Annotated in this window: 25 protein-coding genes and 1 pseudogene; 17 read left to right on the forward strand and 9 right to left on the reverse strand. The window is 36.6% G+C overall.

Annotated features, from left to right (window positions below; all coding sequences use genetic code 11):
- The first annotated feature begins 764 nt into the window (after positions 1-764).
- The 6 genes and pseudogenes from ACIQYS_RS21070 (at position 765) to ACIQYS_RS21095 (ending at position 5,072) form a co-directional block, all read left to right on the forward strand.
- On the forward strand, positions 765-1,901 hold the full coding sequence (locus tag ACIQYS_RS21070) for a hypothetical protein (protein ID WP_402984652.1): 1,137 nt from the start codon (positions 765-767) through the stop codon (positions 1,899-1,901).
- Between the two features lie 331 nt (positions 1,902-2,232).
- A pseudogene (locus ACIQYS_RS21075) lies at positions 2,233-2,325 on the forward strand (iron-sulfur cluster assembly accessory protein); the annotation flags it as partial.
- Between the two features lie 232 nt (positions 2,326-2,557).
- Positions 2,558-3,769, forward strand: coding sequence for an NAD(P)/FAD-dependent oxidoreductase (locus tag ACIQYS_RS21080; RefSeq protein ID WP_402984654.1), 1,212 nt, complete (start codon positions 2,558-2,560; stop codon positions 3,767-3,769).
- Positions 3,770-3,930: 161 nt separating this feature from the next.
- Positions 3,931-4,425 carry an NUDIX domain-containing protein gene (locus tag ACIQYS_RS21085; protein WP_402984657.1) on the forward strand — a complete coding sequence of 165 codons (495 nt, stop codon included), beginning with the start codon at positions 3,931-3,933 and terminating at the stop codon, positions 4,423-4,425.
- 102 nt (positions 4,426-4,527) lie between these two features.
- Complete coding sequence (locus tag ACIQYS_RS21090) at positions 4,528-4,650, forward strand: YuiA family protein (protein ID WP_402984735.1); 123 nt, start codon at positions 4,528-4,530, stop codon at positions 4,648-4,650.
- Between the two features lie 95 nt (positions 4,651-4,745).
- Complete coding sequence (locus ACIQYS_RS21095) at positions 4,746-5,072, forward strand: YuiB family protein (protein ID WP_402984660.1); 327 nt, start codon at positions 4,746-4,748, stop codon at positions 5,070-5,072.
- 31 nt (positions 5,073-5,103) lie between these two features.
- On the opposite strand, the gene ACIQYS_RS21100 is transcribed toward ACIQYS_RS21095, so the two are convergent.
- Positions 5,104-5,580, reverse strand: coding sequence for a divergent PAP2 family protein (locus ACIQYS_RS21100; protein ID WP_402984663.1), 477 nt, complete (start codon positions 5,578-5,580; stop codon positions 5,104-5,106).
- 119 nt (positions 5,581-5,699) lie between these two features.
- Between ACIQYS_RS21100 and ACIQYS_RS21105 the strand changes: the two genes are divergently transcribed.
- The 3 genes from ACIQYS_RS21105 to ACIQYS_RS21115 all read left to right on the forward strand — a co-directional run bounded on the left by ACIQYS_RS21105 (position 5,700) and on the right by ACIQYS_RS21115 (position 8,276).
- Positions 5,700-7,202 (forward strand): leucyl aminopeptidase, encoded by a 1,503-nt coding sequence (locus ACIQYS_RS21105; protein WP_402984666.1) that lies wholly within the window; start codon positions 5,700-5,702, stop codon positions 7,200-7,202.
- Positions 7,203-7,261: 59 nt separating this feature from the next.
- Positions 7,262-7,531 (forward strand): hypothetical protein, encoded by a 270-nt coding sequence (locus ACIQYS_RS21110; protein WP_402984669.1) that lies wholly within the window; start codon positions 7,262-7,264, stop codon positions 7,529-7,531.
- A gap of 184 nt (positions 7,532-7,715) precedes the next feature.
- Complete coding sequence (locus tag ACIQYS_RS21115; RefSeq protein WP_402984672.1) at positions 7,716-8,276, forward strand: DUF5366 family protein; 561 nt, start codon at positions 7,716-7,718, stop codon at positions 8,274-8,276.
- A gap of 19 nt (positions 8,277-8,295) precedes the next feature.
- On the opposite strand, the gene ACIQYS_RS21120 is transcribed toward ACIQYS_RS21115, so the two are convergent.
- Positions 8,296-10,167: a transglycosylase domain-containing protein gene (locus ACIQYS_RS21120; protein WP_402984675.1), complete on the reverse strand. Its 1,872-nt coding sequence runs from the start codon at positions 10,165-10,167 to the stop codon at positions 8,296-8,298.
- A 70-nt stretch (positions 10,168-10,237) separates the two neighbouring features.
- Positions 10,238-11,476, reverse strand: coding sequence for an MFS transporter (locus tag ACIQYS_RS21125; RefSeq protein WP_402984694.1), 1,239 nt, complete (start codon positions 11,474-11,476; stop codon positions 10,238-10,240).
- Between the two features lie 160 nt (positions 11,477-11,636).
- On the opposite strand from ACIQYS_RS21125, the gene ACIQYS_RS21130 reads away from it, so the two are divergent.
- Positions 11,637-12,353, forward strand: a complete 717-nt coding sequence (locus ACIQYS_RS21130; protein ID WP_402984738.1) for a peptidylprolyl isomerase — start codon at positions 11,637-11,639, stop codon at positions 12,351-12,353.
- Positions 12,354-12,369: 16 nt separating this feature from the next.
- Entirely contained in the window at positions 12,370-12,594 is a 225-nt protein-coding gene (locus tag ACIQYS_RS21135; RefSeq protein WP_402984697.1) for a hypothetical protein, read from the forward strand.
- Positions 12,595-13,311: 717 nt separating this feature from the next.
- On the opposite strand, the gene ACIQYS_RS21140 is transcribed toward ACIQYS_RS21135, so the two are convergent.
- Entirely contained in the window at positions 13,312-14,478 is a 1,167-nt protein-coding gene (locus tag ACIQYS_RS21140) for a MalY/PatB family protein (RefSeq protein ID WP_402984700.1), read from the reverse strand.
- A gap of 76 nt (positions 14,479-14,554) precedes the next feature.
- On the opposite strand from ACIQYS_RS21140, the gene ACIQYS_RS21145 reads away from it, so the two are divergent.
- Positions 14,555-14,815 (forward strand): DUF1871 family protein, encoded by a 261-nt coding sequence (locus tag ACIQYS_RS21145; protein ID WP_402984703.1) that lies wholly within the window; start codon positions 14,555-14,557, stop codon positions 14,813-14,815.
- Between the two features lie 47 nt (positions 14,816-14,862).
- Here the strand turns inward: ACIQYS_RS21145 and ACIQYS_RS21150 are convergent, their stop codons facing one another.
- Together ACIQYS_RS21150 and ACIQYS_RS21155 are read right to left on the reverse strand one after the other, a co-directional pair.
- Entirely contained in the window at positions 14,863-15,075 is a 213-nt protein-coding gene (locus ACIQYS_RS21150) for a helix-turn-helix domain-containing protein (RefSeq protein ID WP_402984706.1), read from the reverse strand.
- Positions 15,076-15,175: 100 nt separating this feature from the next.
- Positions 15,176-16,513, reverse strand: a complete 1,338-nt coding sequence (locus ACIQYS_RS21155) for a sodium-dependent transporter (RefSeq protein ID WP_402984708.1) — start codon at positions 16,511-16,513, stop codon at positions 15,176-15,178.
- Between the two features lie 253 nt (positions 16,514-16,766).
- Between ACIQYS_RS21155 and yugI the strand changes: the two genes are divergently transcribed.
- Entirely contained in the window at positions 16,767-17,138 is a 372-nt protein-coding gene (yugI, locus tag ACIQYS_RS21160) for a S1 domain-containing post-transcriptional regulator GSP13 (protein ID WP_402984711.1), read from the forward strand.
- A 36-nt stretch (positions 17,139-17,174) separates the two neighbouring features.
- Here the strand turns inward: yugI and ACIQYS_RS21165 are convergent, their stop codons facing one another.
- Entirely contained in the window at positions 17,175-18,497 is a 1,323-nt protein-coding gene (locus ACIQYS_RS21165; RefSeq protein ID WP_402984714.1) for an AAA-type ATPase lid domain-containing protein, read from the reverse strand.
- A 136-nt stretch (positions 18,498-18,633) separates the two neighbouring features.
- On the opposite strand from ACIQYS_RS21165, the gene pruA reads away from it, so the two are divergent.
- From pruA to ACIQYS_RS21185, 4 genes are all read left to right on the forward strand, one after another.
- Positions 18,634-20,178, forward strand: coding sequence for an L-glutamate gamma-semialdehyde dehydrogenase (gene pruA / locus ACIQYS_RS21170; protein ID WP_402984717.1), 1,545 nt, complete (start codon positions 18,634-18,636; stop codon positions 20,176-20,178).
- Positions 20,179-20,262: 84 nt separating this feature from the next.
- Positions 20,263-21,459: an ornithine--oxo-acid transaminase gene (locus ACIQYS_RS21175; RefSeq protein WP_402984720.1), complete on the forward strand. Its 1,197-nt coding sequence runs from the start codon at positions 20,263-20,265 to the stop codon at positions 21,457-21,459.
- A gap of 79 nt (positions 21,460-21,538) precedes the next feature.
- Positions 21,539-22,783: a Glu/Leu/Phe/Val family dehydrogenase gene (locus ACIQYS_RS21180; RefSeq protein ID WP_402984723.1), complete on the forward strand. Its 1,245-nt coding sequence runs from the start codon at positions 21,539-21,541 to the stop codon at positions 22,781-22,783.
- 86 nt (positions 22,784-22,869) lie between these two features.
- Positions 22,870-24,033, forward strand: coding sequence for an iron-containing alcohol dehydrogenase (locus ACIQYS_RS21185; RefSeq protein ID WP_402984726.1), 1,164 nt, complete (start codon positions 22,870-22,872; stop codon positions 24,031-24,033).
- Positions 24,034-24,313: 280 nt separating this feature from the next.
- Here ACIQYS_RS21185 and ACIQYS_RS21190 read toward each other — a convergent pair whose 3' ends face one another.
- On the reverse strand, positions 24,314-25,303 hold the full coding sequence (locus ACIQYS_RS21190; protein ID WP_402984729.1) for a cation diffusion facilitator family transporter: 990 nt from the start codon (positions 25,301-25,303) through the stop codon (positions 24,314-24,316).
- 17 nt (positions 25,304-25,320) lie between these two features.
- Positions 25,321-26,040 (reverse strand): MgtC/SapB family protein, encoded by a 720-nt coding sequence (locus ACIQYS_RS21195; RefSeq protein ID WP_402984732.1) that lies wholly within the window; start codon positions 26,038-26,040, stop codon positions 25,321-25,323.
- Positions 26,041-26,600 lie beyond the last annotated feature (560 nt).

Raw genomic sequence — 26,600 nt, forward strand, 5'->3', positions numbered from 1 at the left:
GTAGCCTTGATTGAATTAGGGATTACAAGATATAAGAATATGTATTTTAAAGATATTAAACTAGCTAAATGCGACAACTATATTGACAAACACCGAGGTTAAAACGCTATATTGAGCTTAGTGCTTAGTAAGAGGTAAAATTTAATAGACTATTTAGCGATTATAAGGTGATATATCAGCATAGACCATTCTTTTTAAAAAGTGATATAGGAGGTCAAATGTCATATGATGTGTATATATCTGATTTAAATATTGCTATTGAGTACCAAGGAAAGCAGCACTTCGAACCAGTAGATTATTTTGGAGGTCAAGTTGCTTTTGAGAAATAAAGAAAGAGACAGACAGAAAAAACAGTTAAGATGAAAATGGTGTGAAATTAATACATATTAATTATTGGGAAAATATCACTCCTCAGCTTATTAAAGACAAAATAAATAGAGGTAAAAATAAAGATTAAAAAAAGCAGTGAAGTATACAATAGAAGTCAAACAGGAATTGAAATGTTAACTTGAAATCAAATCCGACCATAGCAAAAAAATCTCATTTAGATTTGTCACGGTGAACCGTACCATAAGTAAGCGCAAAGTCTGATTTAATGGAGTCGTCAAAGAACAACTCAATGTTCTTGACGTTACAATTAACTTTGGGTGTATCGTTGTTTAGAGTGCGGACTAATTTTGGGAAACTTCCCTTCAATGGGTATAAACTGGTACTATATTAGTTGATAAGGGACTAGTCTTAGGTTTTATAAAGGAGGAGTTTTATTGTTTGAAATAATATTATCCGAACAAGAACAAACGGAAAATAAATTAGTAATAGATGGTGTAACTATTGCAGGGAATTTAGCCTATATTTCATCAAATCGAAACGAAAATATCTGGGTTCATATTTATGATTATGACCTTTCTCAAAAAATAACTGAGATTCGCTTTAATGAAATTCCTAAGGAAATTGGGCAGTTATGCTTTCTTTATCCTTTAGATTTTACCGAATTTATTGAAGAGATTGAGTTTGATAGAGGCTTTTTTAATAATGGAAATGCTCGACTTAATTTTAAATTTTCTTGGGAATTTGAGAAATGGAAAAAACCTTTTAGTATAGAAGAATTTGCGGTGGCTTTAGAAAAAATAGTATTAGAATATAAAGATATGGGAATAGAATGGATACAGGATGATGAGGTAATAAGTAATGGTTGCCATATTAGCTTTCTCAATTTTAACAAGAATGAAGTAATTAAAATAGAAGTAGAAAAGATTCTCCCGCTTATTAAAGAAATCATCAAAAGGGTGGATATCCTACTCATTGAAAACTCTAGGGAAGGTTCTGTAATTAGCTTTTTTGATTTTCCCAAACAGGTTCAAGTTCCTTGTGAACAGTATTTAGTTTACTTTGTTGAGTTCTTAAAAAACATTGGAATTGATGCCACATCAGAAATAAGCCATCAAGCTGGAAAAGTTCTTTTTTCAGTTACTCCCGAATCAAAAGAAACTGCATTGGAGCAAATACGAGAGGCATTAGACATTTATCTTCAACTTCCCCATAGTATTACCAATGCTAGTTTTATGAATATGCATATGGCACCTAAAGAACAACAATTATTAGCAAATATTCAACATCTCAATGGTCAACTCATGCTTGCAAATGCTTTAGCACAAACTCAGAATGAAATAATTGGATATCAAAAAATAACAATTGAACAACAACAACGCTTAGTGGATACATCAATACTTCAACAGTCGCTTTTAGTAAATTCAATAAATGATGATTCAACAGAAAAAGAAGAAATTCTTGGAGGTTCTATATCACTTACTAATATTGAGTTGAAAGGATTTCAAGTTAATCTCCCAAGTATCTATCGTTGGTTAAGAGAAAAAATTGGAAAAAATAATTCTAATAAATAAAGTAAAGACTGTCACATTTCTAAAAAAATTATATATCTTCATATTAAATTTGTACTTAGGTGATACATGATAAACAGTATCATAAATTAAAGAGAAATTTTAAATATTTGGAGTTATCAAGGAATTTTTTTATTTTATGTATTTAATCCTAGAAAATGTTTTCTAGTTATGTAAGTTGTAATAAGAATGAACTTTGGATAAAATTAAATTAACGACATTAACAGTCTTGAACGCACGTGATTAACAATCCAGTTCGCAATTGATAACCCAACAAAATACCTATAAACGCTGAGATAACAGCATTCTTTAATAACAGCTTATCGGTTTCTAATTTACGATAAACAATCCGAACGCCATCGTATCTTGCGGGTGTGGTTCTTCGTTTAGAACTGCCCAAAAAGTGGGTACTCCCGAGAATTGTTAAAAAGAATGAGAGAGCATTTTCTGTTTATAGGAAATGCTCTCTTTTATTTTGTTGTCTGTAAATTCTAAACTAAACAATCCTTTAACAATGTATTGAAATGGCTTGATAAAAGGGCTAATATAAGAGATAAGAGGTTTTTGTCGCAAATTAGACAAAAGGAATCGTTAGTATGACGAATAATTTGTGTCATAAAGGTCTTCTAAAAAATATATAAAAGGTGGTTGCGATTTTCTTGAAAAGACCAACAATTCTAGTGTTAGGTGCAGGATATGGTGGATTATCTACTGTAGTTAACCTTCAAAAATTAGTAGGAACAGATGAAGCAGACATTGTTCTAGTAAATAAAAATGATTACCATTATGAATCTACATGGTTACATGAAGCTTCTGCAGGGACATTACGCCCAGATCAAGTTCGTTACGATGTAAAAAGTGTCATTAACCAAAGCAAAGTAACTTTTGTGAAAGCAACAGTTGATGCAATCGATGTTAATACAAAAAAAGTTGCAACAAGTGCTGGTGAGTATACATATGATTACCTAGTAATTGGTTTAGGCTTTGAGGGGGAAACTTTCGGAATTCCTGGCTTAGACAAGTATGCGCTTTCGATTGCAAATGTAAATGCTGCTCGTCAAATTCGTGACCATATTGAATACCAATTTGCTAACTGGTCAACGGACGAGGTGCAAGATGATACGCGTTTAACTATTGTTGTAGGTGGAGCAGGATTTTCTGGTATAGAGTTCTTAGGTGAATTAGGAAACCGTATACCTGAACTATGTCATGAATATGACGTACCAAAAGAAAAAGTCCGTGTAGTATGTGTAGAAGCTGCTCCAATGGTACTTCCAGGATTTGATCCTGAACTAGTAGAGTACGCAGTAAGACGATTAGAGGCGAAAGGAATTGAATTCTCTATTGGAACACCAGTAGTAGAAGCAACTCCAGAAGGCGTTAAAATTAAAAAAGGCGAAGACGAATTCGAATTCATCACAGCTGGTACGGTTGTATGGGCAGCTGGAGTTCGTGGAAATCGCTTAATTGAATCATCTGGAATTGAAAATATGCGTGCTCGTGTTAAAGTGGAAAAAGATATGCGTGCTCCTGGATTCCCAGATGTATTCATCGTTGGAGACTGTGCGCTTATGATCAACGAAGAGATTAACCGTCCATATCCTCCAACAGCTCAAATTGCTATGCAACAAGCTGTAACAATTGCAAAAAATATTGTTGCTTTAATGAAAGGCAATAATACAGAAGAGTTTGTACCTGCTCTTAAAGGAACAGTATGTTCATTAGGTGAGCATGATGCAATTGGTGATGTAATGGGTAGAAAACTTACTGGAACAAAAGCTTCCATCATGAAAAAAGTAATTGATAACCGTGCTCTATTCATGATTGGTGGAGTTCCACTAGTACTGAAAAAAGGTAAATTTAGTTTATAATAGATAAATAATAATTAGCTCCCCCTAAACAAAGGTGGGAGCTTTTTTAAAAGGACAAGTAAGAATATACTTTTTACTCATGAAATTGTCCAGATTCCAGCGCCATGCCCCTTGGGGCAGACATAGGCGCTTACACTTTTCTTATAAGGGGATAGTTTTACATGGCTAAAGAAGAACGTGGAAATGTATGGCTTGGAGTAGCTGGTTTAGTGATTAACGAGATGGGCGAATGGCTCGTTGTGAAAAAAAGATACGGCGGACTTCATGGACGATGGTCACTTCCTGCTGGATTTGTCAAAAAAGACGAAACGGTAGATGGAGCAGTTTGTAGAGAAATAAAGGAAGAAACTGGAGTAGAATGTCTCGTAAAACATATGATTGGTTTTAGAAGTGGAGTTATTCAAAATAAGATTAGCGATAATATGGCGATTTTTTTATTACAGCCTATCGAAAAAGATCCTATTCTGCAAGCACAATTATCGGAGTTATATGAAGTGAAATGGATACATCCATCCAAATTATTGCATGATGCAAATGCTTCTGTAATGATTCGTGAGCTTGCAGAAAAGAAGTTTGAGGATGGGTTTAGAACACTCGATGGAATAAATCCCGGGGATGTCTTTGGTTATACGAGTTATAAACTATTCATTAAATAGGGTAAACTAAAGTATAAAAAAATTGTGTTTATTATTTACAATTAAATCCTTTCATGTTATATTATCTGAAAATTAAATAAATTAAAAAGGATGATGTTAATGATGAGAGTGAAGAAAGAAGTAGCTACAAAAACTTGTCCATATTGCAAAGGGGAAGGCTATTTTCAATTACGCTTAGGCGGTTCAGAAACATGTAATTGTTGCAATGGAACAGGGAAAAAATAATCCCTTTATGACAAATAGGTGAAAATACACAAGTACATTGAATACTCTACTCCGTTAAGGTAAACTAGTAAAAGATGCTACGGAGGTAATAGATTATGGGAGATTTTATGCTTGTGCAAATGATCATTTCGGTGCTCATATTTTTTGTCATGTTTTTTGGGATCGCTTTTTTACTGAATATGTTACTTAGAATGACATGGTTTATGGCAATTCTTTATCCAATTGTTGTCGTATTTATTATTGATGAAGTTGCTTTTTTTGATTATTTTACAAAGCCAGGATTTGCTTTCTCAGCGCTCGGAGATAAATTAGTGGCACTGCATGCAGCAGATATTATTATTTTGTCTAGTGGACTTGTAGGGGCAATTGCTGCTGGGTTTGTTATAAAATACTTAAGAAAAAATGGATACCAAATGTTTTAAAAGGATGACTCGTTTTCGAGTCATCCTTTTTTCATACAATCGTCGTGTAGATAATGATAGAAATCACAATTCCAGTTAGGGCACCCATAAATACTTCCATTGGTTTGTGACCTAACAATGTTTTTAACTCTTCAATTTTTTCTTCATTTTTCATGTGAGACCATTCTTTCGTTTGAGCAACAAAGTTTTGGAAATCAACACGCATTTGATTGATGATCAGCGCTTGTTGACCCGCTTGGAAACGAACACCAGTTGCATCAAACATAACAATAACCGCAAATACAGTTGCGACTGCGAATAGCGGGGAGTCGATTCCCGTTTCATAAGCAATAGCCGTACAAAGTGAAGTTACAGCAGCTGAGTGAGAACTAGGCATTCCACCAGTAGATGTAAATAGGTTCCAGTCCAATTTCCGCGTCATAAGAAAATGAATAGGAATTTTTACAAATTGAGCAAAGAAAATAGAAAAAAGTGCAGCCATTAATGGTGTGTTTTGGAGGATTGCCAAAGTAGACACCGCCTTTCATTTTAACTAAGTAAGAACAGTATAACACATTCATACAATTCGAAAAATGTATCTTCTTCCTTTATAATAAGATTGTAACTGAATGAGTAGGGGGAAAAATAATGATTATTAGTACAAATGAAGTATTATTCGATGAAATTCAATCTGAAACACTTGTTGTTGCTGTTTCTAAACACGCGGAAAACACAAGTAAATGGGAAGCATTTCTAAGTAGTTTTGGTGAGCATATTGCAGGATGGGTGAAGAGTGGGGACATTTCATCTGAACTAAAAAAGATTGTAAAAGTTCCCGTAGCAAACAAAGAAGCAGTGAAAAGGATTCTTTTTGTAGGAATTGGAGAACGTAAACAATTAACACAAGAAAATATCCGCGAAGCATTTGGACTAGTCGGAAAAGAATTGTTAACTAGCAAACCAGAGTCATTAGCAATTTGGATCCCCTCTTTTAATACTGAGTCCATTTCGGATTTAGATGTAGCTTATTTAGCTGCAGAAGGGCTTGGAATGGGTTCATTTAAATTTGAAGGATATAAAACCTCCTCCAATGTTCCGGACTATTACTTACCAGCGATTGAGCTTTTAACTGATGAGGATAGCGACGAAGTAGTATCTTATTTTGAAGTAGGAACTATTTATGCGGATGCAGTAAATGAAGCGAGAATTTTAGTAAATACTCCGGGCAATGTCCTAACATCCACACAATTAGGAGAATATGCAAGAGAACTTGGCAATACATATGATTTTGAAACAGAAATTTTAGGGAAAAAAGAAATAGAAGAACTTGGAATGGGTGCTTTACTTGCAGTCAACCAAGGATCCGTCGAAGAACCAAGACTGATCGTATTGAAATACCAAGCTACAGAAAAATGGGAAGATGTTGTAGCACTTGTAGGGAAAGGTATTACATTTGATACGGGTGGTTACTCGATTAAAACGAAAACAGGTATTGTCGGTATGAAAGGTGATATGGGTGGAGCAGCAGCCGTTTTAGGCGCGATGCGAATCATTGGTGAGCTTCGTCCTAACAAAAATGTCATTGCAGTCATTGCCTCGACCGATAATATGATCTCTGGAAATGCTTTTAAGCCAGATGATGTGATTACATCAATGAGTGGGAAAACGATTGAAATATTAAATACGGACGCAGAAGGACGTTTAGTGCTTGCCGATGCAGTAACGTATGCAAAACAACAAGGCGCTAACTATATTGTAGACGTTGCAACATTAACAGGCGGGGTTATTACAGCACTAGGATACGATAAAACAGGAGCACTTACAAATGATGAAGCGTTTTTCGAGACTTTCATGGAATCTTCGCTTGAAACAGGAGAATTTACATGGAGATTACCTTTAACGGAAAATGATAAAAAACGCATTCGTAAAAGTGATGTAGCAGATTTAAATAACTCACCAGGTGGCGATGGTCATATGATTTTCGGTGGAGGATTTGTAGGTGAATTTGTAGAAAATACACCATGGATCCATTTAGATATTGCAGGGACGTCGGACACGAAAGCTGCATATGACTTCGGACCAAAAGGTGGTACAGGAGTTATGGTCCGTACGCTTGCTACATTAATCGAAAGAATGGCAGACGAAGAATAGGGCAAACGCACAGACTCACTTTCCCCAGTGGCATACACTGTGAGGGAAGGAGGAGAAGCATGGTAAGATTTCGGGGAGGTTTTAGAGGTCCTGGCTTTGGCGGTTTTAGAGGTCCTGGCTTTGGTTTTAGACCCGGTTTTGGTCGCTTTGGCTTTGGAGGTCCCTTTTTTGGAGGCTTTGGAGGTCCATTTGTAGGAGGCTTAGTCGGAGGGCTAGTAGGTTCTTCCTTATACGGGGGATTAGGAGGATACGGAGGATACGGTTACGGGGGATATCCATATTACCCATCATATCCTTATTATCCATACTACGATGGTATTTGGTATTAAAAACAAAAGCTTTTGCAACGCGCGAATTTATTGCGGTTGCAAAAGCTTTTTATTTGACCTGCACTCCTCAAATTAGAACGTAAAGTGCAGTTAATTGCAGAGGAAAAAATCGACAGCTACTTGCGGAATGTACCTACCCTTCGATATGATAAAAATGAATACTTTATAGAATAAGAGGAAAATTATGAAAAACCCATATGTGTTCGGATTTTTGCCGTTAATTACGATAATATTATTTAGTTTAACCTTCTCTGTTTTTACGATGAATAAAGCGATTGAATTGTTTAAAGTCATTGGTGTTTATAGCGGCATGCGGGAGTTCTTATCTGATTTAGAGTTGAAACTATTTCTACTCATTATTTTAGTACTCGTTTATTTTATGCTTTTTTCCGCTTTGAAACTTATTGCAGAAACGATTCATGAGATAGGGATGTTATTTTTTTCGAAGGATTTAGAAGGGAAGACCATTTCACAAGCTCGAGGCGGTTACGTGATCTTTTTTGTAGGATCAGTAATTTCAGCAGTTGGTTTACAGTCGATTCAATTATTGCTACTTATTTTTCTTGCAACAGCATTTATCTATTTTATATATGTCGTATTTAAATTGAGTAATTCGATGAGTATATTTGGGACTGTAGGATTAATCATGTTCGAGATAATCGTCTGGAGTCTATTTTTAGCTTTAGTAATCTATGCAATGATCAAACTGTACAATGGAGTTATCGCAAGCTTACCGTTTTTATAAAATGAAAAGAAGCTACGGTTTAGTAGCTTCTTTTGTCGTTCTTCATAATTTGATTGAAGATGGAATGGTGTATTTTTTTTGATTCGATTGGTTTCATATTTTTAGGCATATCGTAACCAATCCAAACAGCAGACGTATACGTGTCCGATAGTCCGGCTATCCAGTAGTCAACGTAATTATTTGTTGTTCCTGTTTTAGCTCCGACATACGAGGACTGTACTGAAATACCTTTTCCCGTTCCATTTGTGACTACATCATTTAGCAAATTACGCATCGTTTGCACCGTTTTAGGTGACCAAACCTCTTGCTTATCCTCGTTCCATTCATATAAAATCTCCCCATTTTTATCGACAACTTTTCGAATTGCATACGCAGGTTTATATATCCCATTGATAAAACTCGTATATGCATCAGCCATTTCTAGTGGGGTTACTCCTTTTGTCAGACCACCTAAAGCAGCTGCATAGGAATAATCTTCTTTTACGATATGTTTGAATTGAAATTGTTCCAATTTATCAAATGCCGTTTCGATACCCGTCGTTTGAAGTAAACGAACAGCAGGTGTGTTATAACTAAATCGAAACGCCTGTTTGAGCGTGACATTCCCGTAAATCGCTCCTCCATAGTTTTGAGGACAATAAGTACCAATACAAAATTTTCCTGCATTTATCGTATTCTGAGGAGTTAAAGATGTCGTTTCAAACAAAGGTGCATATACAAGCAGTGGTTTGAAAGCAGAACCTGGCTGACGAACTGCTTGAAATGCACGGTGAAAGTCGAACTTTTTATAGTTATTTCCTCCATATAAACTAATAATTTCTCTTGTTTCATTACTAATTACTGCAGAGGCCGCTTGTAAGTCAGTCGTTTTACTTAACAAGTTATTTACATATTTTTCATCTTTTTGTTGCTTAACTGGGTCGAGAGCAGTATATATGGTAATTCCTTGGGTGCTGATTGCATTTACACGAGATTTCAGTTCCTTTTCGAATTGCTGTTTTTGTTGATCGTTTTGTGCAGTAGCTACCTTTTCTGTAAAGCCTTCTGCATGCGCGATTAGATTTTTTAATTCTTCCAACACATATGTACTGTAGGCAGGATATAGTTGTGTTTTCGTTTTCGTGTGTAAAACAATTGGCTCTGATTTTAGTACTTCTCCATCAGCAGTAGATATCTTTTCGTTTTTGACTAATACATCAATGAGTAGTTCTTGTCTTTTTTTCGTTGCATCGAAATGGACTAAAGGGTCATATGAAGTTGGGTTATTTGGAATAGCACTTATAAAAGCTAGTTCCGCTTCAGTTAATTCATTTAACGGACGACTAAAATAATAAGTTGCAGCAGCCCCAATTCCATACACTTGGTTTCCGAAGTATATTTCATTTAAATAATTGGATAGTATTTCCTCTTTTGTTGATTGTTTTTCCATTTCATACGCATATAATAGTTCTGTCACTTTTCGCTCATACGTTTTTTCGGTAGTCAAATAACGCAATCGGACAAGTTGTTGCGTGATTGTACTTGCACCTTGGTCTTTTGAATTGGCAATAGCGTTTGCGAAAACTGCACGGAAAATCGCACTAAAGTTAAATCCAATATGATTGTAAAACTCTACATCTTCACTTTGTAAAAACAGCTCTTGTGCAAAAAGTGGTATGGATTCAAGTGGAAGAGGCTCTCGCCATTCAACATAGTCCTCCGAGAAAACTTGCTCATGCTCATCGAGTAAAACAATAGGTGCAGAAATTGCTGGACTTGATAATTCAATTGACTCTGCGAGACTATCTTTATATGAACTAGCTACTAGTATTTCCGTATGAATAAAAGAATATAAAATCCATATGAATGGAAAGCACAGTAATATGATGATAAAACCGATTGCTTGGCGCATTTATTGTACTCCATTTCATAATAATCTACCTTAAAGAATAGCATACTTCTAATTAGAAAGTGTGCTCATTTTACCCAGTTGTTTTTGCGTGAAGCTCTTCTTCTAGCAGAACATCTTCAAAATCTTGTAAAGGTTTCTTACGTGCGAAATATATGATAAAAAAGGCTATTAAAAATAAGCTACCTGTAACGAAAAATACAGAAGATATGCCAATAAATCCACTTATAAAGCCGCCAAACATAGGTCCAATAATATTCCCTAAAAAACGGAAGCTTGTGTTATACCCCATTAATTCTCCTTGTACCTCAATCGGTGCTTCTCTTCGTATTAATGCAGTCGTTATTGGAATTAGTCCACCAGATGCAATTCCAAATAAGAATCGAAGGACGATCAGTTGCCATAAATCTGTTACGAAGGCTTGAGGAATGATAAATATAAAAGCAATGACTAGTAAAGCGGATAATATTTTCTCATATCCGATGGAATCTCCTAGTTTTCCCCAAGTTCTAGCAAATAGTAAACTTCCGACCCCGGTTGCACTAAATGTAATTCCTGCGAGTAAAGCAACTTCGGTTGAATTTGTTAAATGCGAAACATATAAAGAAAGGAGAGGCTGAATACTAAATAAGCCAATTTGAACGATCGACGAAATTATTAATACATTTAAAATGAGTCGGTGGTGAAAAATACTAGAAATAACTGTTTTTCTGGAAAACTCATGATCACTAATCTTCTTTTCTTTTTTTATTTCTCGAATACCGAAAATAACGAGCAATGCAGCGATTGAAACAGCAGAAGATGTAATGATAAAAGTGTACTGAAATCCGAAAGTATCTGCTAAAAACCCACCCATTACCGGGCCGAACAGTGTACCGGAAACACTTCCCATTTGTAGCGTCCCCATCGTTTTTCCAGCTATATTTCTTGGAGTTTGTGCGCTTATGAAAGCCAGTGAAGTAGGGATAAATCCAGTAACAATCCCCATAAATAAGCGAAGGACAAAAAATGCTTCAACAGAATGAACAAAGCCCATTAAAAAAACGCTTGTAGCAATACCAAATCCGTTGATAATGAGTATAGGCTTGTACCCACACTTATCCGCAATTCTTCCCCATACGGGAGACATTAAAAAGGCAGTGACGAAAGTAACACCGAAAACTAGCCCAGCCCATTTTTGGACATAGGCTTCGGAATAGTCACCCATACTGTTAATATACAATGACAAAAAGGGCATAATCATGGTCATTGTACCGGATACAAGAAAGTTAGAGAACCACATGATCGTAAAATTTCTCTTTTGTACGCTCATCGAAATCCCTTCCTTCTTTTGGTTGCGTACTTCATAGTCACATACCATTATAGAACATTTAGAGTGACTAAGAAAGTTAGATACTTTGTCACTGAAAATAAGAGCCTATTATGTTAAAATAATTTGGGGTGAATGACTAGTGAAAAAGTTACTTATATTCATGTTAATATGTACTGCACTTTTCTTGGGCGCTTGTGGTAAAACTACCACGGAAGCACCGAAAGAGGAAGCCGTAACGGAAGAAGAAACAGCTGAAAATACAAATTCAGAACAACAAGGAGAGATAGGCGTGTATCCACAACTGAAGGCAGAAGTCGCATCAAACGAGGCGTTAGTTATTATGCATACATCTATGGGGGATTTGAAGATTAAACTATTCCCAGAATATGCACCGAAAACAGTCGAAAACTTTTTAACACATGCGGAAAATGGCTATTATGAAGGAATTATTTTCCATCGAATTATTCAAGATTTTATGATTCAAGGTGGGGACCCAACTGGAACTGGAATGGGTGGAGAAAGCATTTATGGAGAAGAATTTGAAGATGAATTCTCTATGAATCTGTTTAACTTAAGAGGGGCTTTATCTATGGCAAATGCTGGACCTAATACGAATGGGAGTCAGTTCTTTATCGTTCAAGCATCTCAAGCACCAGCTACAGTAGAACAATTAACAGCGGGTGGTTGGCCGGAAGAAATTGCACAAGCATATGCGAAAAATGGCGGAACACCACATCTAGATCAAAAGCATACTGTTTTTGGACAAGTAATAGAGGGAATGGATGTTGTCGATCAAATGGCAGCAGTGGAAACTGGAGCACAAGATAAGCCAGTAACGGATATTACGATAGATTCCATCGAAATTATTCAAAAATAAGTAAGGAAGTGTAAACATGTTTACTTTTTTACAACCAGCGTTCCTTTATTTATACTTTCCTGAAGATAAAACGGAATATATTCCAGTAGTAATCGAATTACTAGTATTATTAGTTATTTGTATATTTGTTTTCAAATGGTTCAAAAAAAAATCGGCTAAAGATGCTGAAAAAGCAAGAGCATTAGAAGAAAAAATCATGCACATGAGAAAAGAAGAACTAGAAAAGCAGTCATCTCAATGAGGTGACTGCATTTTATGTTTTAGAAATAAAGATCGATAGAATGTCACAGTTTAGGTATAATGCGTCTTAGATAGCATATCAAAGGACCGCTGCGATTTTCGCTGCAGTCGGACGCTTTCCGCCGGGTGAGCGATGAGCCATCACCGCCTTCCGCTTCAATCAATAGGATTTTTTTCCAATTTAGCGTCTGCATTAATCAGAGATTTATATTTATCTAGTCCACTACGCAATATTTATTAAACCTAGTTAGAATATGCTGTCTCCAAATTAGTGGAGCTTTCGTTTTCCAAGAAACTTGTTATATTAAGAATTGGTTGCTTTCAGGAGCAATCTGGCTGCATTCATCAGCAAATTAGTTGCTTTGCGCATAGAACTGATTGCTTTCAATAACTAATTGGTTGCTCTTTTCCACTTACTGGATAAATTTTCACGAGATACTTACTAATAAGATTTTTCTCTTCGATTCAAGTAAAACTTTTGGTTGATTAAGCAAGAAACTAATTAGTCAGCAAGCTCCTTTGATTTTCGCTGCAGGGCGGACGCTTTCCGCAGGGTGAGCGATGAACCTTCACCGACGCTACGCGTGCGTTGTGAAGGTTCATCTGTCTCACTCATCCTGCCGGAGTCGCCGCCCTTCCGCGAAAATCATTGCGGACACTTTTATTCAACTTGCTAAGACGAATATCCCTAAATTGTACTAGTAAAGCCCTAGCGGCATCATTCTAAAGCTCTAGCAAACCGGGAAACGCCTTCTTGAATGGTTTCAAACGGGCAAGCGCAGTTCATTCGTAAAAACCCATCTCCTGCTTCTCCGTACTTCGTGCCCGGCTCCAGTGCAAGTTTACTTTTCGTTAACAACCTCTCCATTATATCTTGCTCAGAAAGTCCCGTACCTCGGTAATTAATCCATAACAAATACGTGCCTTCAGGTTTCACTACTGTTATTCCATCTATTTTGGATAAATGCTCTACAGCATAGTCCATATTAGAAGAAAGTACTTCCATTAGCTCCTCTAACCACGATCCACCCTCTTCATAAGCAGCTTGTAATGCCGTTAAAGCAAAAATATTTAATCCCATTGTGCCACGTGTCATTGCGAAATGCTCCAATGTTTTCCGTTTTTCTTCATCCGGTACGATACTAGCTGCGGCTTGAATTCCGGCAATATTAAATGTTTTAGTAGGCGCAAAGAACGTAATAATATTTGAAACATCTTCTGCTGCATTTAGCAAAGGAGTATGTTTATAAGGTTTATATGTGAGGTCTGAATGGATTTCATCCGACAGAATAAGGACATTATACCGTTTACAGAGTGCCGCCATTTGCTGTAAATCTTCTTTGCTCCATACTTTTCCACCTGGATTATGTGGATTACATAATATAAATACTTTTACTCCTTGTTGTAAGCACGCTTCAAAAACTTCCCAATCCACTTCATATGCGTTATCTTTTTCGGTTAGACGGCATGTGATGACTTCCCGCTCTAAATTTTGAGGGATGCTTGTGAATGGGGGATAAACAGGAGTATGGATCAGTACTTTATCGCCTATTTCTGTAAATACTTCAATTGCTTCTGCCATGGCTGGTATTACCCCTTGGCGAAATAAGATCCATTCGTTGTTAATCGTTAGTTGATGCTTGTTTAAAACCCAATTAGTTAATGCAGTTTTAGCTTCGTCTGGTGTGATGGCGTACCCAAAAATAGGATGGTCCATACGTTTATGAATAGCATCTTTAATAACCGGTGCAATCGCAAAATCCATATCTGCAATCCACATAGAGAGTACATCCGATGCATCCTCCAGTGAATAAATTTCGTCTAGCATGTCCCATTTGACAGAGAATGTATTTCTTCGGTTATAAATAGTAGAAAAATTAGACAAAGTAATTTCTCCTTTCAATTTGAAATTATTATGTTATTATATCCCTAACTAATAAAAACTAGTAAGGTGAAACTAAATGGACACAATTGAAATGAATAGAAAAGCAGTTTGGACACTACAAGAGTGGGATCCTTTCAATCTTGGAGTAGATAGTTATGAAACGGAAACAGCTGATGTAGTAGCTGATTTACAAAATATTGATCATCCATCTGAATTAGCTAGACGAATTCAAGAAATCTATGAGCATTCTTTCGAGCAGTGGATACCGCTTGAGAAATGTGTAGAAATTTCATATAAGTTAATTGCCTTAAAATATGAGATGAAATGTATTATTTAATAAGAAAAAGCTTTCGGTTTGTATTCATCCGAAAGCTTTTTTTTGCATTACGCATCTTGTAGGCCGTCTAATAAATTAGATGCCGGGACTTCTAATGCGTTAGATAATTTTAAGATCGTTTGTACAGATGGTGTTTCGTTACCTGATTCATATGCTTCTAGTTTTCCAGTACCAATTCTTGTTTTTAAGGCTAGTGTTTCTAAAGAGATATTACGTTCCTCTCTAAGTTGACGTAATTGTTCAGGTAGTTCTTTTTTCATGCATGTATCCACCCCTTTAAAAGTCTTAATTATTACTATATTATAGCATAATTCTTTTTAGAACAGCTTTGAAGTGTTGACATTTAAAAAAGTACTTTTTTTACAAGAACAATTTTATAATCCCTTGCACAAAGATTAGAATGATTGCGATTGGAGCAGCAAAACGAACGATAAAATACCATGTATTAAACAAAGGTTGTCCTAACTTCAGCTCGTTGTAAAGCTCTGTTTTCGTTAATTGGTAGCCAGCAAATAGTGAGATGAATAACGCACCTAAAGGTAATCCAAAACTGCTAGTAATAAAGTCCGTAAAGTCAAAGAAAATCATTCCTAAAATTTGAACATCTGAAAGGACACCAAAAGATAAAGCACTAGGAATTCCAACTATGAAAATTACCAAACCATAAATCCAAGATGCTTTTCTACGGCGTTCGTAATTGGAGCGAATACCGATCGATACAGATATTTCTAACATCGAAATAGAAGATGTCAGCGTTGCAAATAATAAAAGGATAAAGAATATTATCATAAAAAATGCACCGAATGGTATTTGTTCAAATACTGCAGGTAAGATGATGAATGCCAAACCAGGTCCTTGATCGGGAGTGTACCCAAGTGCGAAAACAGCGGGGAATATGACAAGCCCAGCTAATATCGAAACACCAATATTCATCAGTGCAACGTTCAGTGAAGAACTACCTAGTTTTTCATCTCTAGATAAATAAGAGGCATATGTAATCATAACGGCTACACCAACACTTAAGGAGAAGAAAGCTTGCCCAAGAGCTAGCAAAATTGTTTTTCCGTTAAAATAAGACCAATCCGGAACAAACAAAAATTTAATCCCTTCCATAGCACCTTCTAAAGTTAAGGACCGGATAACAAGTGCGATGAAGAAGACAAATAATAGAGGCATCATCCATTTACTAGCACGCTCAATGCCGCCTTTAATGCCACCTTGCACAATCCATATCGTTAACAGCATAAATGCTCCTTGTGCAATGATTACTTCCCAAGGATTTTGGATTATGGAACTAAATAACTCACTGAAGTAATTTTCGCTTCCGCCTTTAAGTCTAAAAAATATAGCTCGTACTAAATAGCTTAATATCCATCCACCTACTACACTATAAAAGGATAAAATAATAGATGAAAATATTAATCCAGACCATCCTAGAAGATACCATGGTTTTCCAGGAGCTTGTTTTTTAAAAGAAGTCACTGGATCTGCTTGTCCACGTCTTCCAATTACGAACTCTGCAAGTAAAATAGGAAGGCCAATTAAAAGCGTACTAAGGATGAAAAGTATCAGAAAGACACTACCACCATTAGTTCCTGCCATATATGGAAACTTCCAAATAGCACCTAAGCCGATTGCACTTCCGGCCGCTGCTAATATAAATCCAATTTTCGATCCGAAATGATCTCGTTTTGTCAAAAGTAATTCCTCCTTCATTTGGACTGTCTTATTGTACACGAGGTTTAATATAAAATGTAGACTAATTTGTGAAACATTCTAGAACTATCTTGGATAAAGGAAGGGACTTTATGTTAGGTTTCCAACTCATCCATACCAAAAATGGTTGGCAAGCTGCATTTATGCCAACTTAGTGATTTTTGCTAGGCTGCTTGACGATATGTTATAATTTACCGTGACTATAACGTAGATAAAGAAAGTAGGAACGGGTATTATGACAAAAACTTATAAGGTAGGAGATGTGGTCACGGGCAAAGTAACTGGCATTCAGCCTTACGGAGCATTCGTTAGTTTAGATGAACATACACAAGGACTTGTGCATATTTCGGAAATAACCTATGGATACGTGAAAGAAGTTAATGAATTTTTAACAGTTGGTCAAAAGGTGGATGTGAAGATTCTTGAAATAGACGACGAAGCTGGCAAAATTAGTTTGTCCATTCGAGAACTACAAGAAAAACCAGTTGTTCCTAAAAAAGAAGACAAACCTCGTAAAACACTACAAGCCCGTGTAGACGAGCATGATGTCGAAGGATTCAATACATTAAAAGAAAAGCTAAGCGAATGGATAAAAAAATCTATTTAACCTCTTTTTGTCCAAATAAAAAAATGGAAGCAGCTCTTATTGAGGAGTGCTTCCATTTTTTATTTTACGCAATCGGTATTGTAAATTTTGCCTACTCATTCCTAAAGCTTCCGCAGCCTTTGTCACATTGCCATCATATTTATCCATCGCCTTTTGCAAGTAATATACTTCTGCTTCTCGTAAGTACGCATCTAACGGAAGTAATTCTTTATCAGAGGATACGACAAAATCCTCCGCTTTTTTTGATGACTCATTGAGATCTTGAACTTTTAACTTAAAATGTAAAGGCAACATGTCAATTTTTAATACTCGCTCCGTTGTGATCATCGAACTAATTTCATCTAAAAGCAACTCTAATTCCTTTAAATTTCCTGGCCAATCATAACTTATAAAAGCTTGAATAACCTCTTCTTCTATTTCTTGAATAGTGGAGCCATACAGATTTAAATATCGATGAAAATAATCTTCCACAAAAGGTAATATATCGTCCGTTCGCTCCCTTAGAGGAGGAATATTAATCGTGACCGTTGTAAAATAATAATACAGTTCCTTACTTAGTTTATTTTTTGCAATTAGATCTATTGGATCTAATCCAATACTTGCAATATATAAATTTTGGCTATCGCTATTTGCATTTAAAATATCTAATAGCTTAATTTGTAAATCGATGGATAATAAATCAATTCTTTCACAAAATATAGTGCAGTTATACAGATGTTTTAATTCTTTTTCGAATTTATCGATTAAATGTATATCCGAACTATGACAGTACAAACTAATAAATTGTTCATTCGGAGGGGAAAGTTGATGATGAATGGCTTCTGCGATTAAGTCTTTCCCAGTGCCAGCTTCTCCTGTAAGTAATACGGGCATTCGAACATGAGCTGCTTTAATAGACCGCTCCTTTACGTCTTTCATAAGCTGAGAAGCTGCTGTAATAGTGGAGAGGGTAATTGCTTCGTTATATCTTTTTAAAGGCTGGTAAATTAGCCGTTCTAATGTTGTAATATCTCGAGAAAATTCAATAGCACCAATTAGTTTACCATTTTCAAAAACAGGGTATGTATCATTGATCGTAGTTATTTCTTGACCATTTCGATTCCAATACGTTTGTTTAACACGCAATACAGGTTTTTCGCTATGCAGCACTTTTAGTAAAGTACTTTCTTGCTGCTCGAACTGAAAAAGGTCTAATATGGATCGGTCGACTACATCAACTGAATCTAGCCCTTCGATTTCTTTCATTTTCTCATTGTAAATAATCGTTTTTCCTAATACATCAACCGCGTGAATTCCTACAGATACATGCTCTGTAGCAAACTTATAAAAAGGGAGAAGCTTACTTAATTGGTCATTCATCTAGCTCACCTCAAAAATTTTTTTAACATTTTAAAATTAAACACTTGAAAAACGCAACAATCTTTTGCATTATTATATATGTAAATGTTTTATAAACGCAAATTATTTTTGCACTAACAATTAAAGGAGGATTTACATGTTACCTTATAAACACGAACCGTTCACAGACTTCTCCAAAGAAGAGAACAAACAATCGATTAAAGAAGGATACAAAGTAGTTGAAGCATACTTAGGTGAAGAGTATCCATTAATCGTTGGTGGAGAGCGTATTACCACAGAAGGTAAAATCACTTCTTATAACCCAGCAAATAAAGAACAAGTAGTAGGTGTTGTTTCAAAAGCAACAAAAGATATTGCAGCAAAAGCTATGGACATTGCAGATGAAACATTCAACACTTGGAAAAAAGTAAAACCTGAGGTACGTGCAGATGTACTTTTCAAAGCAGCAGCAATTATGCGTCGCCGTAAAGCCGAGTTTTCTGCACTATTATCAAAAGAAGCAGGAAAAACATGGGTTGAGGCTGACGTAGAAGCAGCAGAAGCAATCGATTTCTTAGAATATTATGGTCGCCAAATGTTACGTTTAAAAGATGGCGTTCCAGTGGAAAGCCGTCCAGGCGAATATAACCGTTATGACTATATTCCATTAGGAGTTGCAGTAGTTATTTCTCCATGGAACTTCCCATTTGCTATTATGGCTGGTACAACAGTTGCGGCAATGGTTGCTGGTAATACAGTATTACTAAAGCCTGCATCCACGACACCAATCATTTCTTATAAATTTGTTGAAGTATTAGAAGAAGCTGGTATGCCTGCTGGTGTAGTAAACTTCATCCCTGGTTCAGGTGCTGAAATTGGTGACTTCTTAGTAGAACACCCACGTACACGTTTAATCAGTTTCACTGGTTCACGTGATGTTGGTTTAGGAATCGTTGAAAAGTCATCAAAATTGGCGGATGGTCAAATTTGGATTAAACGTACGATCCTTGAAATGGGTGGTAAAGATACAATCGTAGTAGATAAAGAAGCAGATCTAGAGCTAGCAGCACAATCTATCGTAAAATCTGCATTCGGTTTCAGTGGTCAAAAATGTTCAGCTTGTTCTCGTGCCGTAATCGTAGAAGATGTATACGATCAAGTGGTCGATCGAGTAGAAGAGTTAACAAAAGCATTAACAGTTGGTGTTCCAGATAATGATGAGCACTTTGTTGGTCCAGTTATCGATGGTTCTGCGTTCAATAAAATCATGGAATACATTGAAATTGGTAAAGGTGAAGGCCGTTTAGTAGCTGGTGGTACTGGAGACGATTCAAAAGGTTACTTCATTCAACCAACAGTCATTGCAGACCTTTCTCCAACTGCACGTATTATGCAAGAAGAAATCTTTGGACCAGTTGTGGGTCTTACTAAAGCAAAAGATTTCGACGAAGCAATTGATATTGCAAACAATACGGAATACGGTTTAACAGGTGCTGTTATTACTAATAATCGCATGAATTTAGAAAAAGCTCGTGAAGATTTCCATGTAGGTAACCTTTACTTCAACCGAGGATGTACAGGTGCAATTGTAGGATACCAACCATTTGGTGGATTTAACATGTCTGGTACAGATTCAAAAGCTGGCGGTCCTGATTATATCGTTCTTCATATGCAAGCGAAAACAACTTCTGAAATGCTTTAATCGAGTCAAATAAATAAACAATATTAAATAGGCAGGCGCATCGGTGATGAGTCTGCCTATTCAACAAGAATGGGGGAAATGAAGATGACAAACTCACAACATGTGATTGAGCAAACAGATAAATTTGGTGCAAATAACTACAATCCACTTCCAATCGTTATTTCGGAAGCAGAGGGTGTTTGGGTAAAAGATCCAGAGGGTAATAAATATATGGATATGCTTTCTGCATACTCTGCAGTGAACCAAGGGCATCGCCACCCGAAAATTATTCAGGCGCTAAAAGACCAAGCAGATCGCGTAACATTAACATCTCGCGCATTTCATAATGATCAATTAGGACCATGGTATGAAAAAGTGAGTGAAATAACAGGAAAAGAAATGGTATTACCAATGAATACTGGAGCAGAAGCAGTAGAAACTGCATTTAAAGCTGCTCGTCGTTGGGCTTATGATGTAAAAGGTGTTGCAGAAGACCAAGCGGAAATCATTGCATGTAATGGGAATTTCCATGGTCGTACAATGACAGCAGTATCTCTTTCATCTGATCCGGAATACAAACGTGGATTTGGACCAATGTTACCTGGTATTAACTTAATTCCTTACGGTGATTTAGAAGCACTTAAAGCAGCTATCACACCAAATACTGCAGCATTTTTAATCGAACCTATCCAAGGGGAAGCAGGAATTCTTATTCCACCAGCAGGATTTATGAAAGCAGCTTTTGAATTGTGTAAAGAAAATAATGTCCTATTTATCGCAGATGAGATTCAAGCTGGTCTTGGACGTACTGGTAAAATGTTTGCTTGTGAGTGGGAAGATGTAAATCCAGATATGTATATTTTAGGTAAAGCACTTGGCGGTGGGGTATTCCCAATTTCCTGTGTAGTTGCTGACCGTGAGGTGCTTGGTGTATTCAACCCAGGATCACATGGTTCTACATTTGGAGGAAATCCATTAGCGTGTGCAGTATCGGTTGCTTCATTAAATGTGTTAACAGATGAAAAACTTGCAGAACGTTCATTAGAACAAGGCGAATATTTCATGAATGCATTAAAAGAAATCCAACATTCTTCTATTAAAGAAGTTCGTGGACGTGGATTGTTTATTGGTATGGAGTTAACGGAAGAGGCGCGCCCATATTGCGAACAGTTAAAAGAACTAGGATTATTATGTAAAGAAACGCATGATACTGTTATTCGTTTTGCACCACCTCTAGTGATTTCAACGGAAGAACTAAATTGGGCAATCGACAAAATTAAAAAAGTATTTAGCAATCAATAAATCATAGACAAATAGGAACCAATATATGTTACAATGATTCCGAAGAAATAATTATGAATTAAAGAGGCGAAATAATCAAATGGCTGAAAATTTAAACCTGTTCACATCAACCCAGGCTGTCATTAAAGAGGCTCTGCAAAAATTAGGTTATGACGAAGCAATGTATGAGTTACTGAAGGAACCACTTCGCATGATGGAAGTTCGTATTCCAGTTAGAATGGATGATAATACGGTAAAAGTATTTACAGGTTACCGTGCTCAACATAATGATGCAGTTGGACCTACAAAGGGTGGAGTTCGATTCCATCCAGCAGTTACGCAAGAAGAAATGAAAGCACTTTCTATGTGGATGACATTGAAAGCTGGAATCGTTGACCTTCCGTACGGTGGAGGTAAAGGTGGAGTAGCTTGTGATCCACGTGAAATGTCCATGGGAGAAATCGAACGATTAAGTCGTGGTTATGTACGTGCAATTGGTCAGATTGTAGGACCGACAAAAGATATCCCAGCTCCAGATGTGTTTACAAATGCACAAATCATGGCATGGATGATGGATGAATATAGTCGTATGGACCAATTCAACTCACCAGGTTTTATTACAGGTAAACCACTTGTACTTGGTGGATCACAAGGTCGTGACCGCGCTACAGCACAAGGTGTTACGATTGTCATTAACGAAGCTGCCAAAAAACGCAATATCGATATGCAAGGTGCACGCATAGTTATCCAAGGTTTTGGGAATGCTGGAAGTTTCTTAGCTAAGTTTTTGAGTGATCAAGGTGCAAAAGTTATTGGTATTTCTGATGCTTATGGTGCTTTACATGATCCAAATGGTTTAGATATTGATTATTTATTGGATCGTCGTGATAGTTTTGGTACAGTAACAACATTATTTGAAAATACAATTTCTAACCAAGAACTATTAGAGTTAGATTGTGATATATTGGTTCCAGCAGCAATTGAAAACCAAATTACCGCTGAAAATGCGCATAACATTAAAGCGACAATTGTAGTAGAGGCTGCAAATGGACCTACAACTTCTGAAGCTACTAGAATCCTTTATGATAGAGGTATTTTATTAGTTCCTGACGTATTAGCTAGTGCTGGTGGCGTAACCGTGTCTTATTTTGAGTGGGTTCAAAATAACCAAGGCTATTACTGGACAGAAGAAGAAGTAAATGAAAAACTAGTGAAAAAAATGGTAGAAGCATTTGAAAATATTTATGAAGTAGCGACAACTCGCAACATTAATATGCGTTTAGCAGCTTATATGGTTGGGGTACGCAGAACGGCAGAAGCATCTCGCTTCCGCGGTTGGGTATAATAGTTTGTCACACGTAAAAACCGCTTGTAAACTACAAGCGGTTTTTACTATCATAAGAGTAGATAGATTTAAAGGAGGAAGTTTCAATGAACGCTTTTTCATTTTATAATCCGGTAAAGTTAATATTCGGTAAAGGGCAATTAGCTAAATTATCAACTGAGCTTGCGGTATTTGGTCAGAAAGTACTTGTCGTATATGGCGGAGGCAGTATAAAGAAAAACGGGCTATATGATCAAGTGATGGCCGCTTTAAAAGAAGCGAATATGCAAGTGTTTGAGTTACCAGGGGTAGAACCTAATCCTAGACTTTCTACAGCAAAGCGTGGAGCAGAAATTTGTAAAGAAGAAGGAATTGACGTTGTATTAGCAGTTGGTGGTGGTTCTGTTATAGATTGTACAAAACTAATTGTAGCTGCTGCAAAATATGATGGAGACGCTTGGGATCTAGTAACACGTAAAGCAATTCCTGTAGATGCACTTCCATTTGGAACTGTCTTAACACTAGCAGCGACAGGTTCTGAGATGAATGCAGGTTCTGTTATTACAAATGAAGAAACACAAGAAAAGTACGGATGGGGTAGCCCGCTCGTATTCCCTAAATTTTCAATTTTGGATCCCGTACATACATTTACGGTTCCACTTGATCAAACGGTATATGGGATTGTCGATATGATGTCTCATATGTTTGAGCAATATTATAATGAAGCAACGAATACACCAGTCCATGATGAAATGATTGAAGGTGTCCTTCGTACTGTTATTGATACAGCACCAAAGTTAGTGCAGGATTTGGAAAACTATGAGTTGCGTGAAACGATTTTATTTGCAGGTACGATAGGATTGAACGGATTTTTACGCATGGGATATAATGGCGACTGGGCTAGCCATAATATTGAACACGCTGTTTCAGCAGTATACGATATTCCTCATGCTGGTGGACTTGCAATTATTTTCCCGAGATGGATGCGTCATAATGTACATGTAAATCCAGAACGTTTTGCAAAGTTAGCCGTAAAAGTTTTTCAAGTTGACCCAACTGGAAAGTCTCCAGAGGAAGTAGCACTAGAAGGAATTGATCGATTAGCAGCGTTTTGGGCTTCTCTCGATGCACCGACAAATTTAGCTGACTATAATATAGATAATTCTAAAATTGATCTAATGGTTGAAAAAGCAATGGTCAACGGTAAATTTGGTAATTTTAACAAGTTAGATGCAGAGGACACAAAAGCAATATTAACTGCGTGTCTATAAGAAAAGCGGAAGCGCCTATGTCTGCCCCGGTCCGGTACGCTCTTCTGCGACGAACTTTGCGCAGGAGCAAAATGGGGAAAAGCGAGGAGGCAGCTCCTCAGCCACCACAAGCGATTTTGTTTGCGCAGGAGCAGCTTTTTCCCATTTGAACCCGAGGGGGCAACGGTCTTCTGCGACGAGCTGTGCGCAGGAGCAAGGCGCTGGAGCTAAATCGATACTGAGTAAAAAGTATATGCTGTTGGATCTAGGAAAAAAAGAAAACACATGAGGGAGCAATTGCTCAATCATGTGTTTTTAATATCGTCTGTTGATCTCTATGATGGTTCCATGTTCGAATGCCGTCATCTTCATCGAATGCGATTGTGACATCTGTTACACCTTGTTGATTTAAAATAAGTTCTTTCAAAACATCATGAATATCATCTACTTTGGCAAACGAAAGGGAAGGATCTATCTCAGCAATTAATTTTACATGCAAAAATTCCCCTTCTTTAATAACTTCTAATTCACGAATATCCTTTACATTTGGGTTTTCGGATATGATATGAGCAATATGTACAAGCATTTGTTCATCTGTTTCTCCAAGAACACCCCTGGCATTGTCTAAAAATACCTTTCCTACTACATAAAACATCATAACCCCAATGAGGATGGAGGCAATCCCTTCTGCTTGTAAAAATCCCGTAAAATGTGAGATCAACACGGCGATGAATGCAAGAACCCCACCGGAAGTAGCTACTAAGTCTTCCATAAATACAAGTTTCGTTGCAGGCTTTGCACGATTTATATTAGCGACACCCATCGTAAGTGGGGCAAAGAAGCCTCCTTTTATCCCAACATCGTGTAAAATTTCTTTTCCTGCTTTATAAAGAACAACAAATTCTAAAATAATACCAATTCCTAAAACAATTAAACTGATAGCAACACCGCTAGAAGCTGCGGGATGTTGAATATGATGCCATCCCTCTTTAATGGTTTCGTAAGATAGGATACCAACTAATAGTACGGCTCCTAAACAAACGAGATTAACTAGACGACCAAATCCGTTAGGAAATCTAGGAGTAGGGGGTTTCTTTGATAAGGCGGAACCGATAAATACGAAAAATTGGTTCGCGGCATCCCCAATGGAGTGCATCATTTCTGCGAACATTGCTACATTTCCCGTAAGGAAGAACGCCCCTGCTTTTAATGCAGCAATAATAGTATTTACAATTGCGGCAGTTAAAGAAGGTTTATTTCCTCCTTTTAGTAGTTTGAAAAATTCCTTCATCCTAATGACTCCTCTCGTCAAATCGATTCTACTTCCACAGTCTCAATAAATTTTTGCTTTTTAATTGTATTATAAAATTCCACTGTATTTTTTTTAGTCACGATAGACAATCGCATGTCCATTTCATGCTTGACGATATTATTATCTAATACAATGTCTTTTATCCGGATACTTTCTATATAAAGGCCGCTAGCTTGAAGAAAGTCATACACTTTTGCGATATTTTCCGTATTTGAAACTATTACAATTAGTGATAATTCTTTGGATCTCAATCTTTTCGGTCCAATTTTCGCCATTAACGGTGGAATTAATTCAATGCCGATTAAGACAATGCATACACTTAATGCCGCCTCAAAATAAAATCCTGCTCCAACCGCGATCCCAATTCCTCCTGCACCCCAAATCATGGCCGCAGTCGTTAGCCCGGTAATACTATCATTTCCTCTACGGAGAATAACCCCTGCACCAAGAAAACCAATTCCGCTTACAATCTGAGCGGCTAAGCGAAGAGGATCCATTGTTATATTAATACCTTCGTGTGGATGAGCTTTGTATGCGGATTCTATCGATATGTATGTAAGCAAGCAACTAAAAGTAGCGATAACGATACTTGTTTTTAATCCAACCGGTTTCTTTTTTAGTTCCCTTTCTATACCTATTATTAAACTTAATAATGCTGCAACAGTTAATTTAAATGTTATTTCGGCACTGCCGCTTATGTTTGGCAACCATTCCATTATGTATTCCTCCTATATCTTTTAATTGATCAGTTGAGTATCTCTTATATATATGAGGAAAAATATCGGCGTATATCATAATTAACTCTTTAGAACTTTATTGATATGTAATACCCGTTAACAACGGTATTAATCCTATTAGATCTCTTTTGATTCCTTCATACGGGCGTATTTTTACTAATTATAATAGAAAGGTTTAGAAGTAGTATTAATAAGATTGAATCAATTTATTAATGTTTTTTAAAAAAAGGGTTGCTTTTTATTTTATAAGCGTGTATATTAATACTTGTCCTTCGGAACAGTCATCAACAATTTGAAATCTTTCAAAAAAATGTTTGACATCTAATCCGAAAGAAGTTATACTAATAAAGTCGTCAAAACGAGATGGCAACATGAACATTGAAAACTGAACATGCAAAACGTTAAGAAATATAGCTTGAAAGATTAACTTGTTAGTCTGATAGCCAAAACAATTTTGACATCATTTAATGATGATGCCAGCAAAACAAAATGAGCTTTTTAAGTTCTCTATTATGGAGAGTTTGATCCTGGCTCAGGAC

The sequence above is a fragment of the Psychrobacillus sp. NPDC096426 genome, from assembly GCF_044762745.1.
Classification (GTDB): domain Bacteria; phylum Bacillota; class Bacilli; order Bacillales_A; family Planococcaceae; genus Psychrobacillus.

Bases quoted from the DNA above. Each gene is read 5' to 3' on its own strand.
- ACIQYS_RS21135 (WP_402984697.1), top strand. From the start codon at position 12,370: ATGTTTACTTTTTTACAACCAGCGTTCCTTTATTTATACTTTCCTGAA.
- ACIQYS_RS21095 (WP_402984660.1), top strand. From the start codon at position 4,746: ATGGGAGATTTTATGCTTGTGCAAATGATCATTTCGGTGCTCATATTT.
- ACIQYS_RS21110 (WP_402984669.1), top strand. From the start codon at position 7,262: ATGGTAAGATTTCGGGGAGGTTTTAGAGGTCCTGGCTTTGGCGGTTTT.
- pruA (WP_402984717.1), top strand. From the start codon at position 18,634: ATGTTACCTTATAAACACGAACCGTTCACAGACTTCTCCAAAGAAGAG.
- ACIQYS_RS21195 (WP_402984732.1), bottom strand. From the start codon at position 26,040: ATGGAATGGTTGCCAAACATAAGCGGCAGTGCCGAAATAACATTTAAA.
- ACIQYS_RS21085 (WP_402984657.1), top strand. From the start codon at position 3,931: ATGGCTAAAGAAGAACGTGGAAATGTATGGCTTGGAGTAGCTGGTTTA.
- ACIQYS_RS21130 (WP_402984738.1), top strand. From the start codon at position 11,637: ATGTTAATATGTACTGCACTTTTCTTGGGCGCTTGTGGTAAAACTACC.
- ACIQYS_RS21090 (WP_402984735.1), top strand. From the start codon at position 4,528: ATGAGAGTGAAGAAAGAAGTAGCTACAAAAACTTGTCCATATTGCAAA.
- ACIQYS_RS21180 (WP_402984723.1), top strand. From the start codon at position 21,539: ATGGCTGAAAATTTAAACCTGTTCACATCAACCCAGGCTGTCATTAAA.
- yugI (WP_402984711.1), top strand. From the start codon at position 16,767: ATGACAAAAACTTATAAGGTAGGAGATGTGGTCACGGGCAAAGTAACT.
- ACIQYS_RS21115 (WP_402984672.1), top strand. From the start codon at position 7,716: ATGAAAAACCCATATGTGTTCGGATTTTTGCCGTTAATTACGATAATA.
- ACIQYS_RS21145 (WP_402984703.1), top strand. From the start codon at position 14,555: ATGGACACAATTGAAATGAATAGAAAAGCAGTTTGGACACTACAAGAG.
- ACIQYS_RS21175 (WP_402984720.1), top strand. From the start codon at position 20,263: ATGACAAACTCACAACATGTGATTGAGCAAACAGATAAATTTGGTGCA.
- ACIQYS_RS21150 (WP_402984706.1), bottom strand. From the start codon at position 15,075: ATGAAAAAAGAACTACCTGAACAATTACGTCAACTTAGAGAGGAACGT.
- ACIQYS_RS21190 (WP_402984729.1), bottom strand. From the start codon at position 25,303: ATGAAGGAATTTTTCAAACTACTAAAAGGAGGAAATAAACCTTCTTTA.
- ACIQYS_RS21120 (WP_402984675.1), bottom strand. From the start codon at position 10,167: ATGCGCCAAGCAATCGGTTTTATCATCATATTACTGTGCTTTCCATTC.
- ACIQYS_RS21105 (WP_402984666.1), top strand. From the start codon at position 5,700: ATGATTATTAGTACAAATGAAGTATTATTCGATGAAATTCAATCTGAA.
- ACIQYS_RS21125 (WP_402984694.1), bottom strand. From the start codon at position 11,476: ATGAGCGTACAAAAGAGAAATTTTACGATCATGTGGTTCTCTAACTTT.
- ACIQYS_RS21185 (WP_402984726.1), top strand. From the start codon at position 22,870: ATGAACGCTTTTTCATTTTATAATCCGGTAAAGTTAATATTCGGTAAA.
- ACIQYS_RS21165 (WP_402984714.1), bottom strand. From the start codon at position 18,497: ATGAATGACCAATTAAGTAAGCTTCTCCCTTTTTATAAGTTTGCTACA.